Annotated in this window: 11 protein-coding genes; 7 read left to right on the top strand and 4 right to left on the bottom strand. The window is 43.9% G+C overall.

Annotation, left to right across the window (positions count from 1 at the left end):
* The first annotated feature begins 64 nt into the window (after nt 1–64).
* Nucleotides 65–1,795 carry a nitrate/nitrite two-component system sensor histidine kinase NarQ gene (gene narQ, locus FIV04_RS15335; RefSeq protein ID WP_152469608.1) on the top strand — a complete coding sequence of 577 codons (1,731 nt, stop codon included), beginning with the start codon at nt 65–67 and terminating at the stop codon, nt 1,793–1,795.
* Nucleotides 1,782–2,414: a response regulator gene (locus FIV04_RS15330; protein WP_032552656.1), complete on the top strand. Its 633-nt coding sequence runs from the start codon at nt 1,782–1,784 to the stop codon at nt 2,412–2,414. Before narQ ends, FIV04_RS15330 begins: the two co-directional genes overlap by 14 nt.
* 103 nt (nt 2,415–2,517) lie before the next feature.
* Here the strand turns inward: FIV04_RS15330 and dcuC are convergent, their stop codons facing one another.
* The 3 genes from dcuC to FIV04_RS15315 form a co-directional block, all read right to left on the bottom strand.
* On the bottom strand, nt 2,518–3,885 hold the full coding sequence (dcuC, locus tag FIV04_RS15325; protein WP_032552655.1) for an anaerobic C4-dicarboxylate transporter DcuC: 1,368 nt from the start codon (nt 3,883–3,885) through the stop codon (nt 2,518–2,520).
* 380 nt (nt 3,886–4,265) lie between these two features.
* A complete protein-coding gene (locus FIV04_RS15320; protein ID WP_152469607.1) occupies nt 4,266–4,778 on the bottom strand; it encodes a hypothetical protein in 513 nt (170 codons plus the stop codon).
* Nucleotides 4,771–5,436 carry a winged helix-turn-helix domain-containing protein gene (locus tag FIV04_RS15315; protein ID WP_150869669.1) on the bottom strand — a complete coding sequence of 222 codons (666 nt, stop codon included), beginning with the start codon at nt 5,434–5,436 and terminating at the stop codon, nt 4,771–4,773. Before FIV04_RS15315 ends, FIV04_RS15320 begins: the two co-directional genes overlap by 8 nt.
* Before the next feature lie 497 nt (nt 5,437–5,933).
* Between FIV04_RS15315 and FIV04_RS15310 the strand changes: the two genes are divergently transcribed.
* From FIV04_RS15310 to FIV04_RS15290, 5 genes are all read left to right on the top strand, one after another.
* Nucleotides 5,934–8,066 carry an alpha/beta fold hydrolase gene (locus FIV04_RS15310; protein WP_152470641.1) on the top strand — a complete coding sequence of 711 codons (2,133 nt, stop codon included), beginning with the start codon at nt 5,934–5,936 and terminating at the stop codon, nt 8,064–8,066.
* Nucleotides 8,059–9,252 (top strand): outer membrane protein transport protein, encoded by a 1,194-nt coding sequence (locus FIV04_RS15305; protein ID WP_152469606.1) that lies wholly within the window; start codon nt 8,059–8,061, stop codon nt 9,250–9,252. The genes FIV04_RS15310 and FIV04_RS15305 overlap by 8 nt, the downstream gene beginning before the upstream one ends.
* Nucleotides 9,253–9,597: 345 nt before the next feature.
* Nucleotides 9,598–10,830 carry an efflux RND transporter periplasmic adaptor subunit gene (locus tag FIV04_RS15300; RefSeq protein WP_152469605.1) on the top strand — a complete coding sequence of 411 codons (1,233 nt, stop codon included), beginning with the start codon at nt 9,598–9,600 and terminating at the stop codon, nt 10,828–10,830.
* Nucleotides 10,817–13,894 carry an efflux RND transporter permease subunit gene (locus tag FIV04_RS15295; RefSeq protein ID WP_152469604.1) on the top strand — a complete coding sequence of 1,026 codons (3,078 nt, stop codon included), beginning with the start codon at nt 10,817–10,819 and terminating at the stop codon, nt 13,892–13,894. The genes FIV04_RS15300 and FIV04_RS15295 overlap by 14 nt, the downstream gene beginning before the upstream one ends.
* Before the next feature lie 385 nt (nt 13,895–14,279).
* Nucleotides 14,280–15,989, top strand: a complete 1,710-nt coding sequence (locus tag FIV04_RS15290) for a methyl-accepting chemotaxis protein (protein WP_152470640.1) — start codon at nt 14,280–14,282, stop codon at nt 15,987–15,989.
* A 109-nt stretch (nt 15,990–16,098) separates the two neighbouring features.
* On the opposite strand, the gene FIV04_RS15285 is transcribed toward FIV04_RS15290, so the two are convergent.
* Complete coding sequence (locus FIV04_RS15285) at nt 16,099–16,857, bottom strand: YdiY family protein (RefSeq protein WP_152469603.1); 759 nt, start codon at nt 16,855–16,857, stop codon at nt 16,099–16,101.
* Nucleotides 16,858–17,004 lie beyond the last annotated feature (147 nt).

Raw genomic sequence — 17,004 nt, 5'->3', positions numbered from 1 at the left:
GCTATGAATTTCGATATGTGACAATAATCGCCGTTAAGCTACTTCGAACGATTGGGAATTTCTTTTGCTTATTAAACCTGTTTCATCTCTTACGAGCACCATCGCTAAGTCGCTGCTTTTTATCTTGCTTTTATCGGTAGCGACAACGGGGTTTGCAATTTTTACCTTAGCGTCGAGCCTGAATGACGCAGAGGCGGTCAACGTTGCCGGCTCAATGCGAATGCAGAGCTACCGTCTGGCTCATGATATTCAAGTACAATCAGTCGATTACGACGAGCATATACGAGAGTTCGAAGCATCTCTGTACTCCGAATCGATGGCTGACCTAGTAGGTTGGGAAGTTCCGACGCATATCACAGAAGACTACTATTTGATCATTGGTCGATGGCATGAATTGAAACAGGTACTGAATAGTTCAGACAGACAACACTACTTAGTACTCGTAGAAAACTTCGTTTCTGAAATCGATGGCTTCGTATTTAAGCTCCAAGAATTTTCCGAAAACAAGCTCATCAAATTGGCGTGGGCTGGTGGTATTGGACTGGGTGGGATTCTAGTCATATCTCTTTTTGTTGTTCATTTTGTCCGTAAACAAGTTGTTAAACCACTGCATGCGCTAGTCGCGGCGAGCCATAGAATCAAAAACAGCGACTTTGAAGTCCACTTGGAAGTCACAAACAACAATGAGCTTGGGATCTTAACTAAGACCTTCAACTCGATGACGCGAGATTTAGGCGCACTTTATCGAAACCTAGAAGACGTTGTTGATGCAAAAACCAAAGAACTCCAGAGTGCGAACCAATCTCTGCAGGCGCTTTATAACTCGTCTCAAGAACTGCGTGTAACGCGAGTCTCGCCAGAAAACTTCAGAGCTATTCTTCAACATTTAGTGAGTTTGGAAGACATTGAGTCACTAAGACTAGAGATCTTAGACCCCTCAGGTCGTTCTTTTGTACTTGATGAAGGATATGACGAGAATTCGCAATACGAAAAATTTGAAATGAAGCTGGATGATAGTGAAATCACGCTTGGCTATTTGTATTGCTGCTACCACCATGGGCATTCAACAAAAGCGTTAATTGATAACTTTATTCGACTACTTTCACGTGCGGTATACTATAACATCGCACAGAAACAAGCAGAGCAGCTGATCATCATGGAAGAGCGTGCGACGATTGCACGTGAGCTTCATGACTCGCTAGCTCAGTCACTGTCTTATTTGAAAATTCAAGTTACTCTCTTAAAGCGAGTGATAGGAAAACTCCCTGAGCATAAACACAGAGAACAATCAGAACAAATTGCTCTAGAGTTGGGGAATGGGCTCGCAGAGGCTTATACTCAACTAAGAGAGCTGTTGACGACCTTTAGGTTATCAATCAAAGAGGGAAATTTCGGAGATGCTTTAAGCACCATGCTTGAGCAACTCAGTGAAAGAACAGATGGCACGATTAATCTAACCAATAATCTGTCGTCGATTGAACTTGATGCACATAGCCAAGTTCATCTGCTTCAATTGATCCGTGAAGCAACCGTAAATGCAATAAAACACGCCAATGCCGATTTAATCGATGTATGTTGTAACGATGAAAATGGCGAAGTATTAGTCGTGATAAAGGATAACGGAGATGGTTTTGACCATAGTGCCGCTAAGGTAAATCACTATGGCATGAGTATAATGCAGGAGCGCGCGGCAAGGCTGAACGGCGAACTAACGATTGAAACAGCGAAAGGTAAGGGCTGTACAGTCATTCTAAAGTATAAAAGTTTGAAGGAAGTTAATCTTGACGATTTGTAAAGTAATGTTGGTCGATGACCACCCGTTGATGCGCCGTGGTATTAGTCAGCTACTCAGCTTTGAAGACGAGTTTGAAGTAGTCGGAGAAGCAAGCAATGGCACAGATGCAGTTGCAATGGCTCATGAAGAAGATCCGGATCTGATCCTATTGGATCTGAACATGAAGGGCATGTCAGGGTTAGATACCTTGAAGGCACTACGTACTGACGGCTCTAGCGCAAATATTGTGATTCTTACCGTCTCTGATAGCCCAGCAGACATTGAAGCGATCGTAAAAGCTGGCGCTGATGGCTACCTTCTAAAAGATACTGAGCCTGATGAGCTGATTGAGCTTTTGAAAAAGGCGCACAGTGGAGATAAAGCTTACAGCAGCGTGGTTGCCCGTTACCTTAGCGATGCTGAAAGTCGCGAAGACATTTTTGACCAACTGACTGAACGCGAAATGCAGATCCTCCAAGAGGTCGCGAAAGGTTACCGTAACAAACAAATCGCTGATCATCTTTTCATCTCTGAATCGACCGTTAAGGTACATATGAAGAGCTTGCTTAAGAAGCTACAGGTTGCGTCAAGAACAGCTGCAACGGTTCTGTACCTAGAGCGCTACGGTGAGATGAAGTAATTTCGTTTCTCGTTAAGCGCTTCTTATCTCCAAGAGAATAAACAAAAACGCCAAACTCAGTGAGTTTGGCGTTTTTATTGGTGTTAACTAAGTTAGCGATTCATTATGCAGCCATTGGTACCAATACCAATGTACCGAAGATCACCGTAATCAGACCACAAATCACTGGTACAGAAGTACGTTTTACTACTTCAAATGGGCTGATTTTACCCATACCTGAAGTCGCTACAACTACACCAGATACTGGAGAAATTGTACGGCCTAGGTTAGATGCTTGAAGCATTGGAATGATAAGGAACGCAGGGTTCAGACCCATCTTCGCAGCCAGTGAAGGTGCAAGTTCAACGAATGCGTAGAAAGGTGCATTACCAGAACCTGTCGCGATTGCAGCTGCTACTGTCAGACCTGTTAGGATAAGCATTAGAGCGATACCGCCAGCACCAGCAGCCTCTGCGAGTCCAATTAGGTTGTCGATAGCACCAATAGACATCAGGCCTTGCGCGAACACACCAGCCGCAACCAAGAGCATTACTACGCCTTTAAACGCTTCTGCCATACCTTGGTAACAAGAGTCCAAGTCTTCCAGTGTTTTCTCACCATCGAATTTCTTAACTACGTAATCGACCAGCGCGCCTACAAAAATAGACCCTACAACAATGGTGTAGATATCAAGCTGTAAGCCAGGAATAGTACGACCGTTGAATAGGAAAACACCGATAATTGGTAAGAACGGTAGAGCAGCATAGAAAGCTGGAGCGTTCGCTTCGATCTCTGACACATCAATCTTTTCCATTGGCGTGTTTTCTTTCTGGTCTAGGTACTTATTCCAGAAGAAAGCCGCTGCAGCCATCACGATGATTGCACAGATAGAAACAGGCAGAACCGTTTGAACCGCAAACACGTCTAGCGCTAAGCCTGATTTCTCTGCAGCAATGACAACGTCACCTGATGTAGGAGAAAGAATGATTGCAGCAGGAGACGCACACACTGCTACAGCAGCAGGGCGAGAGATACCCATAGCAGTCATCATTGGGAATAGGGTAGCCATCAATAGTACGCCAAGGCCTGTTGCTGAGCTAACCGCAAGAGACATCAGACACGCTACGATGTAAGCCGCAACTAAAAGCGCATAAGGAGATTTGATAACCGATAGTGGCTTAGAGAACTGTTTTACAACGACATTGTTTGCGCCAATATGGGTCATATAAGATGCGAAACCACATAGAAGCATGATTTGCATACCTAAACCGCCACCACGGTACTGAAGCATGTATTTAACAAATTCAAGTGCATCGGTAACCATGTTACCTGTAGACGCAACTTTTGCAGGTAGAACAGTATGACCAATCAACCCCGTAATAAGAAGTAACGCGATACCCGCTGTAAGTAGTACGCCCGCAGCCTTGTAGCCTTTAACAATAAAATAGCCAACGGCAATGGTTACCACTAATCCAATTAAGAGTTCTAACATAGAAATCTCCACTAAGTTTTAAAAAATATAAGAAACTGTTTCAGAATATGTCATTGAATGTACAGAAAACTGTTCTGTGGCACGAGGTCAAGTTGAAGTTCGCATGATCTAAAACAAAAAATTTTTTTGATGTTAATTTCAGCGATTAATAGTGATTAAATTGTGTTGTTTAGATGTTAATAAAAGAAATCAGCGGCGAGATAGAACATCGGTCGGATCACCTTGTATTGGAGATGTTACTTATAGGTTGGAGTTGTAACGTGCGGGAGTGAAAGTATGCTGTTTGTAGGGGTTGCAGTTTGTTCTGATGGTTAAATGAACAAAAAAGGGGCAATAGCCCCTAGATAAGTGTTGGTTGTTTGAACTTTGAACTAGCTACGCTATTCTTCTGGTTCTACGAGTTTTGGCACTTCATTTTCATAGTGGGGAAGATCCTTACATGCGACCGATTTACACAGGTGCAGCATAGAGTTCGGTGTCACCAATAAAACTTCATCTTTTCCAATTGGAATATAAGGCATGAAGTCTGACGATAAAACAGAGCCTTCACTAATCATCACCTTTTCGTAAAAATCGAGTTCACGGTTAGGAATAATTTGCTGATGTTGCTCTTCGTCCAACGAAATATGCTTACCAGTAATGCTGTAACTGCCTGATGATGTAAATCCAACTTCTTTATCGGTGACATAAAGAAGGTCATAGCTGTTGTTTTGCTTAAATTCAATATTGATTGAAGAGGCGTTATAAATGATGTCATTAGGCGGCATAATAACATTAACTGGGTTAGCCAAATAATGACCTTCTAGTTTAGAACTAGTGAATATTGTCGCAAGCCAGCCCAGAGCAATACCTAAAATTGCGACGAATACAATTAGCGCGTTATTTTTACTCACACTCTACTCCTGTAAATTCGTTTGGAAAGCTAAGCGATTTGCCCGTATGGTCAATAATGATGTTTCTATCTTCATACTCATACATGGTGACGTTATAAAGCTCTTTATATTTTATATGGTCACTCGTAATTCTACAGGTCAGGTAATGCGATGTAGTCACGAGTTTAGAAACAGAGACTTTTTCGAAGTAGGTGAAACCTAAATAGGATAGGACAGTGCTCATGATTAAAACCAACGTGATTGGAATTAACTTTATTGGCGTTGCTTTAGGTTGTTCTTCCTGCTCTTCAACTTGAACGACTTCTGGAGTTTCATCCAGTTTGACTTCAACTTTCCCTTCAACAACCCGGCCAGAAAATCGATAGCCTTTACCGCGCTCAGTAACAATCAACAGCCCCGCTTTATCTTCTAATGCTTTTCGGCAAAGAGAGATGGTTTGCATCAGACTGCCATCTTCTACATAGATGCCTTTTGATTCCCAAACTTGCTCAATGAGGGCCTGGCGAGTGATCACTTGGTTGGGATTCTTGAAGAAAAACTTGAGTAGCTCAACCTCATTTGAGCCTAAGGTAAAGGTTCGCCCAGTCTTGGGGTGGTGAATTTCGTACTCTTTTAGATCAACTTGTATTTCATCGTTGATAGTGAATTCAGCGGACATACTCTATCTCATTTAATAAATGCCTTTACTGAAATATAACAAAAGACAGCACATTTATAAACAAACCTCATTTGACACTTCTAAACCTCCAAGTTACCGATATCACGTAATATTTTGTGTGATTGATGTTCTCTGATAAACATTTTTGAACTTGTTTGAGGTTGTTTAAGGTGCCTAAAAAGAAGGCATGTTGGATCATTTGGATGTGAAGCTGATTTAGTGGGTGTGATTGAGTGTTCAAGGCTCTTACGTAGTTTCTTCGGCGTCGCAAGTTAAATGGTGAAGACGTTCTGGTTGTTATCGGTTGGCAGTGCAAATACGCAACCATCTTTAGTTATCGACTCAACTCACCATTTATTGCTGACCACAAATAGGAGAGCTGAGCTCAGCTCCAAATTCAACCATGAACCGACGTATCGGCACCGAGCACGGAGATGCTCAAATGAGGAGATGCTTTGTTTGAATTCAAAAAATCACATCTATGTGGGTTAATCGCAATGGCGCTAGTTGGATGTCAATCTGACGAGAGCACTACACAAGAACCTGTGTCTGTTTTTGTTCCATATAATGTTCAAGAGTTGCCGAAACCAAATGATGGTTACGGCTATGACAACGATGGCACGATTACAGGTAGCGGAGAGAGACAAGCTCTTTTGGCTTTGAATGGCGAAGAGTATTATCAAGACTACAAAAATTCATATTCTGCTTTAGATGGTTGGGGCTTGTGTGCAGAGCCGATTTTAATTCCTTTACAGAGTATTAATTCTGATAAGCGGTTCCCATTAGATGCGAATAGCTTGCAAGGCAACGTGGTATTAATGGATGATTCTGGTCAAGAAATTAATACACAAATATCGGCAGACGGAAGCAACATAAAAATAGAGTGTGAGGCTAGCCTAAAGCCTAACCAACTATATTATGTTGTCGTGACTGATGCTGTTAAAACCGAATTTGGTGAACCGCTTCAAGCTGACGACAGTTTTACAGATATTCTTTATGGTTTAGCTCCACTAAATTCAAACCAGAATCAAGAACTACAGGAACAGATATTAACAGCTATCTCTTTATATAAAGGGAAAGGCAACCCTGTATATGCTGCTCAGTTTAAAACTCAAAGTGCATATTCAACGCTAGATGCGATGCGAAGTAATCATGCTCGTCAAAACACTGAATTAATTTCCGAATTACAAAACATTGAAGACAATCGAACGAAGTACGATCTCTATAAGAGTAAATTAAACATTCCGTTTTATTTACCCTTTACAGAATCTCGCGAAGTTGAGTGTACGCTTAGCGAATTTGATCCAATTGAGTCATGTCCACCACTGTACGAGTGGATGAAAACCAGTTCGGGTGGATTTCCGACACAATCTGATCCTCTACCAGAAGTTGTGGAAACTCAGACAATCACGACTGATATCTACACACCAGCAAATTGGGATGGTGCTAGTCAATTACCAACGGTTGTTTTCATTCATGGTGTAACCGCGGATAAGTCAGCCGCTTCTTTGATGGCTCGAGATTATACAGAGAAAGGTTATGCGGTGGTTGCTATCGACATGCCATATCACGGTGAGCGCATGCGCTACGCTAACGACGTCGATTCTGACAACCAAGATGACATTGAGATCAGTGCACGCGCAAACAAGTCTTTCTTCATCAATATCGATTCGCCATTGGCGTTGCGCTCCAACTTGCAGCAATCAGTTTCTGATTTCTTAGGTTTGCGATACGCACTGAACGACGCTCCATGGGTCAAGAAAGACCAAATCCATTTAGTTGGGCACTCTCTAGGCGGGATCATGTCGGTGATGGTAAGTGAGTTCAGTCAAAATCATCCTAAGTTTGCTTTCAATACTGTGAACTTTGTTGTTCCGGGCCAAGGCTTAACCAATCTAGTCCTTTCTTCTCAGACTTTAGGGCCGGAAATGTCTGAGGCAGTGAAGAAATCACCAGACGTGCAACGCAGTATTGCTGAAACCGTTATTCCTGATGTGTGTATACCAGAAGCAAGCAACCAAGTTTGTATTGAAGCCTTACGTGAGTTTGTCGCTGCATCTGAAGAGAACGCGATTACGGTGAGCCAGTTAGAAGACGACATCTTTGATTTGATCGTGACTGATCTCAAGCAAGGTGTACAGATGACTATCGACGGTTCAGAGCCAGCAAGCTTTACCTCGAGACAAGTTACGAACCAACAACCAACTCTGCTCTTGGCAGCTGTGGGTAGCTGCGGTGAAACTTGCGATGTGGGTGAAGATTATGTGCCTGACAGTGTGGTTCCCAACTCTGCTCCTGACAATATTCGCACTGGTACAGATCCTCTTATTAAGGCGCTTGGATTGACTCAGATTGTTGGTTCGACGCCAGTACCTTTTCAATCTCTTGAACAGACGCGAGGTGTAATTCGCGCAACCACAGGCGGGCACGGTACTTACATGTTCCCGTATGAGGGGACTATGGATGAATCAGGTTTACCTGGGCTACCTGACAATGGAGAGCTTTCATATGTTTGGGATGCAACCAACACGCAACAAGTCGCAGTAGCATCCATGGTTGTGACAGACGGTCACGCTATCGAAATTGACAACGATGAGCACATCGAAACAGAGGTAGCAGACAGTGAATAATCGAGTACTAATTACCTCTACCGTTGCGTTGTTGCCATGTCTTACCCAAGCGGCGGGTTTTCAATTGAACGCACAGTCCGCTACAGGCTTAGGCAGAGCGTTTGCAGGGGATGCTGTTATTGCTGACAGCGCGGCTGTTGTATCAAAAAATAGCGCAGCGATGGCATACATTGATGAGCCAATGTTATCGGTTGGCGCAGTCTATATCGACAGCGAGATTGATGTTTCTAATGTGAGCTACACGCCAATCGTTGGTGATACTGAAACATTAGACGACCAATCTCTTGGTCAAGGTACCTTGGTTCCTAATTTTCATTACGTACATCCACTCAGTGATAGCAAGTTCACCCTTGGCGCTACTGTACATTCCAATTTCGGTACAGACGTTGAATTTGATGATTCATTTTCTGCAAGTGAGTTTGGCGGAAAAACTACGTTGACCAGTGTCAACTTAGGCCTAGCGATTGCTTATGAGCTGTCAGAGAAAATCAACATTGGTGGTGGTCTCGATGTGATTTACGGTGAAGGTGAAATCTACCGTAAGGGGCTGGTCGATATTGATGCGAACGGTGTTGGTCTCGGCGCAAACCTTGGTGTGACTTATCAGCTCAATGACAATCATCGCTTTGGTTTAGCTTATCGCTATAGCCCAGACATCGAGGTAGAAGGCACGATTACGAAAGGTGGTGTACCTGCGGACAAAATGAATGTTCCTCTACCAGACACAATCGAGTTCTCTGGATGGCACAAACTCAACGAATCGTGGGCGGCACACTACAGTATTCAGTGGGTCAACTGGTCGGAATTTGATGCTTTGACGTCCGACTCTTACGAAAGCTCCATTAAGGAGTACCAATGGAAAGACGCAGGGCATATTTCAGTTGGTGCAACTTACACAGCTTCGAGCAAGTTGACTCTGCGTACCGGTTACATGTACGACGCATCACCAACTGACAGCCTGACTTCTTTGTCGATTCCTGACGTAAATCGTCACTGGTTAACCGTTGGAGGTAGCTATGCAATGACACAAAACAGCAGCATCGATCTTGGTGTCGGCATTGTGATGGGTGAGACAGATTACGTCGATGAGAGCCTAACGACGATACCTGGATCTCAGAGCAACATTACTGCGGACGTTAGTGCAGACGCACTGCTAGTTGGTATGCAATACCAATATCGCTTTTAACCTACCGTTTAAAGAACAACGGTTTCACATTTGAAATACAGCAGGGCTCAATCATGACGTTGAGCCCATTCTCCCAACAACTGGCTGTTATTAACATTGAATTCAATAGCAGGAAGCTTGTTCAGTTAAAGATAGCTGATACCAATCGTAGTAAGTAACTGGTCATCCTAGCTGGTTAAAACGCTCGATAACATCGTTAGAAATTTTGATTGTAGAATAATTACTTATCGAAAATTCCTTCCTTGTTCTCAAGCGTTTTTCCTGCGCTATTTCTGCTCATTTACTTACTGTGATTGGTATAAAAATTAGCGCACTCATTATTGAGCACGCTCTATGGTTACTGGAATGAAATTGACCCTAATTAGTAAAACAATTGCCTTCACACTTCTTACACTCGGTGCGCCTTCTGCATTCGCTGAGAATACTGATCACGTACCGGTTACCGTGGAACAGGCTACAACCCAAACCTTCACTTCTTCAATTAACGAAGTAGGTAAGATTCGTGCCACTGACTCTGCAGCACTTACGTTTAGTGCGTCAGAAAAACTTCTTAAAATTCACTTTAAAGACGGTGATTTTGTAAACAAAGGCGATGTCATCGCGCAACTTGATGACACCACGGCAAAAGCCGATCTCGACAAAGCGAAAAGCTCATTAGCATTGGCGAAATCAAAGCTCAAGCGTGTTCAAGAACTACTTAAAAAGCAGCCAGACTCAATGTCCCAACAAGATGTTGAAGAGCTAAAGGAGCAGGCGAATTTGGCTGCTGCAGATTTCCGTCAAAAAGAAGCGCTAATGAACAACTACGTATTGGTTGCTCCTTTTGATGGTCAGCTAACCAACTTTAGCCACTCTGTAGGAAGTCGAATTGATAGCTCGAACGTTCTGGTTAGTCTGATCAAACTTGATCCAGTTGAGGTTCAATACTCAATTGGCCAGTCCGACTTAGGTTCTGCAAAGCTCGGTCAAGAAGTATCTATCGAAGTTGATTCTTTTGCTGGCGAAACGTTTAAAGGGGTTGTGGACTATATTGCACCAGCCGTTGATGAGAGCTCTGGTCGCGTAGAGATTCACGCTCATATTAAGAACCCAGAACACCGCCTTGTTCCAGGTATGTTCGCCAAACTGAGCCAAGTGACGAGCGATGAGGAACCGGAGTTAGTGGTCTCTCAAAACGCCGTTCTTGCTAAAGACAACACCCGTTTTGTTTGGGTCGTGAATGGCGAGACGATTGAGCAAAGAGTCGTTGAATTGGGCGTTAACACCAACGACGGCCACGTTGTGATTGAAGACGGGCTAAAACAAGGTGAAAAGATCGTTGTAACTGGTCAACAAAACCTTAAAAAGAGCTCTTTGGTTAAAGTCATGAATCAGGATTCACAAGAAACTCAAGATAAGATTGGTTTGCCGCACGAACCCACAACTGCTGAGCAATCAGAAAAAATACAAGAATCTGATGTTCCAGCGACTGATGAAAAACAACCGGTAGGAGAAGAAACTCCTAAACTACAGAACGAAAACTCACCACAAAACAGCACGGAAGCGACAACAGTAGGAGTGAACAATGAAGCTTCCTGAGATTTGTATTAAGCACCCAGTATTTGCATCGGTGCTTAGCATCGCCATTGTGTTGATTGGTTTACTCTCTTTTCAGAAGTTGTCTATTCAATACTTCCCTGAACATAAAACGCCATCGGCCACAGTGACTGCCGCGATCAACGGTGCCAGCGCAGAGTTCATGTCACGTAACGTAGCTGACAAGCTTATTACTGCTGCAACCGGGCTTGATAGCGTAAAAACCATGACGACAGACTGCCAAGAGGGCACCTGTAGTCTGAAGATCATGTTCGAAGATGACGTTGATGAAGTCGAATACACCGGCTTGATGAACAATCTACGCAGTAGTGTTGAAGCGATCGGCGATTTTCCTCCGAGCATGACCGATCAACCAACCGTGACGGACGACTCTTCTGACACTGGTACTCCGAGTAATGTGATTACCTTCGTTAACACGGGCAATATGTCTAAGCAGGAGATGTTTGACTACATCAGCCAGCAAGTTGTGCCTCAATTCAAGCACATCCAAGGTGTGGGTGGCGTATGGGGCCCATATGGCGGTAGCTCAAAGGCAGTGCGTGTTTGGTTACAACCGGATCGTATGATGGCGCTGAATATCAGTGCGTCTGATGTAGTGGGGACATTGAGCTCGTACAACGCAACCTTTATAGCGGGTACGATTAAAGGTCAGGTTCGCGATTTCTCTATTAACCCTGTGAATCAAGTCACCAGCGTTGAAGATGTCCGTGACCTTGTGATTCGAGTCGATAATGGAAAGATCATCCGTGTGGGAGATATCGCAGACGTAAAAATGGGTGAAGAGAGCCTAGCGCCAAGTATCCTTCGTGTGGATGACAAGCTAGCGATGTCTATCCAAGTGCTGCCACTTAAGAGTGAGAACCCTGTTACGGTGGCAGACAGAGTGAAATTGCAAATTGAGGACATTCAGTCTCAGTTGCCAGAGGGCATCGAGATGAAGATGGTCTACAACCAAGCAGATTTCATCAAAGCAGCTATCGATCAGGGCTTCATGACGTTAGTCGAGGCCGTTGTTCTAGTATCAGCGGTGGTAATCATCTTCTTGGGTTCTTTCCGAGTTGCCTCGATTCCTATTATCACGATTCCGGTGTGTGTAATCGGTGTATTTGCCGTGATGTGGGGATTGGGTTTTAGTATCAACGTTCTCACCATATTGGCGATCATTCTTGCGATTGGCTTGGTGGTGGATGATGCGATTGTGGTTGCAGAAAACTGTTATCGTCATATCGAAGAGGGCGAGACACCACTGAATGCTGCCTTGAAAGGGAGTCGTGAGATTGTATTCCCTGTGATTGCGATGACGCTGACGTTAGCCGTGGTCTATTTACCTATCGGTTTGATGGCGGGCCTGACGGCTGACTTGTTCAAACAGTTCGCTTTCACCTTAGCTGCGGCCGTGATCATTTCAGGTTTTGTGGCGTTGACACTATCGCCAATGATGAGTGCCTACTTAATGAAGCCGGTGTCTACACCTGCTAAATGGTACTCAGTTGTCGATTCTAAACTGAATAAATTGTCAGACCGTTACAGTGCTGAGTTGAACAAGTGGTTTGAGCGTAAAGTGCTGATGACCGGAATTGCGTTGGTCATGGTGGCCTTGTCTGCTGTCGCTGTGTGGAAAATGCCTCAGGTATTACTGCCGACTGAAGATACTGGCTTTGTTGAAGTAACATCAACACCACCAACCGGTGTGGGTCGTCAGTACCACCTAGACAACAACGAGCAACTTAATTCGGTATTTAAAGACAATGATTCGGTTGAAGCGAACCTGTCTTACATTGAAGGCACACCAACTAACCACGTACTGTTAAAACCATGGGGTGAGCGAGATAAGTCGGCAGACGAACTGCTTAATGAGTTTATCGCCAATGCTAAGAGCAATGTTTCTGCTTACGGTATGTCTTTTAAAGTGCGCACTGCGGACAGCTTAAACATCGCGACCAATATGGTGCTTGAATTGACAACGGTGAATCGAGATACCGATGCGTTATCTGAAACGGCACACAAAGTGGTCGAAGCATTAGAAGGCTACGAAGGCGTGACTAATGTGAGTAACTCAATGTTACGTGATCAGCTGCGTTATGATCTTTCCATTGATCGCAATGCGATTGTGCTGTCTGGTGTTGATTACGGCAATGTGACCAATGCACTCTCGACTTTCTTAGGTTCGGTGAAAGCGGCTGACCTGCAGGCTGACGATGGGTATACCTATCCGATTCAAGTACAAGTTAACCTAAACGCTTTAGGTGACTTCAAGGTGTTGGATAAGCTCTATGTGGATTCAGAATCAGGCCAACGACTGCCGCTGTCTCAGTTCGTATCGATCAAACAAGTGACATCTGAATCGAGCTTTAAAACCTTTATGGGTCAAGACAGCGCGGAAATTACCGCTGACTTAATGCCAGGATTTACTGCGAGTGATGTAAAAGCTTACGTTGACCAAGCGGTACCGGAGCTACTTGATGATGCTCAGAGTTATGAATTCAACGGCATTGTAAAAGATCTTGTGGATTCAAGTGCTGGGGCGCAGGTGCTATTCGTGTTAGCGCTCGTGTTCATCTTCCTAATCTTAGCAGCGCAGTTCGAGAGCTTTGTTGATCCGATGATCATCTTGTTAACGGTTCCACTGTGTATTGTCGGTGCGGTATTGACCTTATCGGTATTTGGTCAGAGCTTAAACATCTACTCTAAGATTGGCTTGTTGACCTTGGTCGGTCTGGTGACCAAACACGGTATCTTGCTGGTGGAATTTGCCAACGAGCAGCGTAAGAAAGGTGCGACGGCGAAACAAGCGGCAATGGTAAGCGCGCGTTCTCGACTGAGACCGATTCTGATGACGTCGCTGACGATGATCCTTGGTTCATTACCATTGGCATTGGCGGAAGGACCGGGTTCGTTAGGTCGTATCAATATCGGATTGGTATTGGTTGGTGGTTTAACCGTGGGTACTTTCTTCTCTTTGTTCCTCGTTCCAGTGGCTTACGTTGGAATGGCAAACCTAAAGAATGCCGACATTCTTGCTAAGCTAAGAACGAAAGCAGCTTAACTTAGAAGCGTTTTAAATGATGCGCTGGTGAGATTGAGTAGAACACAATTTCATCAGCGCTTTTTTATGCCAAATTTCACGCTTTAAGCACGATTTTGTGTCACTTTTGAGACTTTTGTTAATAACTCACTCCACATTTCATAATTATGACACCCTGTCATAAAACTGTAGCAATTGACCTGTAGTCACTGATTCTCGATCACTCTCTCATTTATTTAATTTTTGAAAATTCACAGTCTGTTAACATATAAGACTGTGTTCCAAGTCTCGTTTATGGCTAGTTCTTATTGATAGAGTGCTCATTAAAGGTCGTTATTTACATCAGATGTTTTATATGAATATTAAAAATAAACTATTTTCTTTGGGTCTATTCTCAATTTTAGGGATGGTATCTCTACTATTTACCACCTCACATTTTACTAAAACCGGTGAGCAGCTTCATGAAGCAACATTGATCACCAAAGATTTAGAAGTTCGTTTGCTTAACTTGCGTCGAAACGAGAAAGATTTCCTCCTTCGAAGTGACATTAAGTACCTAGACAAGTTTGAAAACAACTACCGTCAGTTTCAGGAGCTAGAATCTGAGCTGGCAAGTGTGCTTGAAGATTTAAGCCTCGCGAATACAGCTCAGCTAAGACAGGACATCTCCGACTACCATAAGAGCTTTACCGTGCTTGTCGGCGCGTACCAAGTTTTAGGTCTATCAGATGATGAAGGTTTATTGGGTCAGTTCCACGAAGACTTGGCGGTAAGCTTTGAAAGAGCTTCAGACGAAGAGAGACTTGCCATGTACCAATTCAATGAGTTGGTTGAACAGGGCAGCTTTGATTTGAGCTTACTCGCTAATGCTCAGGCAAGCTTCTTAAACTCAGCTCAGCAGGTTGTTGATCAGAAAGTTAAAATTGGCCTAAAGCACAACGAAGGTTTACTAGGTGACGCGCGCTCTGCTTCTCATAAGGTAGAAACGCAGTTCAAAGAGTTCTCAGCGTTGCTGAAAGACACCACCGCTGCACAACTAGCGAAACTAAACCTCATTAACAATGCTCTAAGTGGCACATTGCTCATCATCATTATCTTGTTGAGTTGGGTGATTGTTCGTTCTATTGTTGGCCGTATTGAGTCTCTGTTGTCTGTTATTCGCCGTATTGTGGATTCGAACGACGTTTCCATCCGCTCAGAGTTGAAAGGGCATGACGAGCTAGGTTCATTAGGTGAATACTTCAATCAGTTGTTAGATCAGCTAGAGAAGCTTATCTCGGCATCTCAGAAGAAGTCTCAGCAGCTCACTTCAAGCACATCGAATATGCATAATGAACTGGAATCAGTGATTCAGCAGTTTGATGTTCAAGCTAACCACACGGGCGAAATGACGGTATCGGTTCAAGAGATGGTATCTACGATTGGTGAAATCTCTGAAAGTACCGCAATTGCCGCAGAAGGTGTGCAGAAAGCGCGTCTTAATGCAGATAAAGGTCGTGAGGTTGTGGTTGAGACAATCAATAACATCACGCAACTGTCTGAACGCCTATCGAGCAGCCAAGACTCTATCAGTTCATTGAACCACCATGTGGATCAGATTGGTGATGCGGTAAACATCATCCAAGGTATAGCTGAGCAGACGAATTTGTTAGCACTGAACGCAGCGATTGAGGCAGCACGAGCGGGTGAACAAGGTCGAGGCTTCGCTGTTGTAGCAGACGAGGTTCGAGCTCTAGCAAGCCGTACGCACCAATCAACCACAGAGATAACCAACGTGGTGTCAGCGATCCAAAGCCAAATGGAAGCTTCTATGGCGGAGATTGGAGAGTGTAACTCTCAAGGTCAACGTACATTGAGTGACTCTGAATCACTGGATTCAAGCCTACAGCTGATTCTAAGTGATATGGAAGATATTCAAGGTAACTCAGAACGCATTGCTTCTGCTATTGAAGAGCAGGGTGCGGTTATGGCGCAGGTAAGTGATTCCATTACCGAGCTAAGTGCTATCTCGAATCAGAATACGGCTTCAGCACAACATTGCTTGGTTGAGGTTGATAAAGTAGCAGCACAGGCGAGTGAGATGGACAGTGCAGTGGCGCAGTTCAAAACATCATAAGCTCGACTAGAGACAACGAATGACAAGGCGCACAACTCTGTGCGCCTTTTTGTTTGCATGATGAGTTAGTATAAATCTGATTAATTTGTCTGCCTATCCGCCTGAGGCACTAGAAATCATAGTTAAGGTTCATAGAGCTGTATATTTCGGTGTTACTTTGGTCTGAGGCAACCGTTGTGTTGTAGATATACTCAGTGTCGAATGTGAGGGCGAGATTCCCCATCAGGATGTTCTTTAAATACCCTTTCAAGTTGTAGTTGGTGTTTTCTTCACCGTAAGCAATACTTGCGTTTGCACCAATAGAAAAGCTCTCGGTAAACTGAACTGTCCCTTCGAGCGAGCCGCTAGCAATAAGCTCATAGTTCATTTGCGAGGGAAACTCCTCATCAAAGGATTGCCTTTCAGTTATACGATAACCTGGACCCATAGAGCCTTGCAGAGTGACGTAGTTCGTTTCGTAGAAGTGTCTACCGAGACCTGTCATCGCAATCCACTGGTCGCGATAGGTACCGAACTGATCATGCTCGAATCGAATCCCGGCAACTGTATAGGTTCTTGAGTTGATGTCGTAGGTGATTCCATAATTCGTTGTATATCGGTTGGTACCATCTTCACCGTTTTCCGCGTCGGTGTAGTAAGTATCAAATTGAAATCTATGCCCCCATGTATCGCCTTTGTAGCCCAAAGAGATCCCTGAGTTAATGGATAGAGACGTGCTGGTATTCTGCGAATAGATGAACCCCAATTTAGTGAGCCTTGTGTAAGGGGAATCATCGAGCTCTTGTTCAACTTCAACGGAGCTAAACACTTGTGGGCTGGTGACAAGAGCAGTACTTACAATTAGTGCCGTGTAATGACGTTTATTCATGGTTGATTTACAGCTAGATCAGTAGACAAAAGCAAATAACAAGTTGGCCGCGAGCCTGACTTAGATTGAGCTTTTGATTCTACGTATCGAGGTCAATAAGCAACCTGATTTGAGACTAAATGATTTTCAACAAGGATCGTTTAGGCG

The organism is Vibrio sp. THAF190c, from assembly GCF_009363355.1.
In the GTDB taxonomy this organism is placed as follows: domain Bacteria; phylum Pseudomonadota; class Gammaproteobacteria; order Enterobacterales; family Vibrionaceae; genus Vibrio; species Vibrio fortis_A.
Note: the sequence above shows the minus strand (reverse complement) of the source record. Positions and strands in the feature narration are given on the sequence as shown.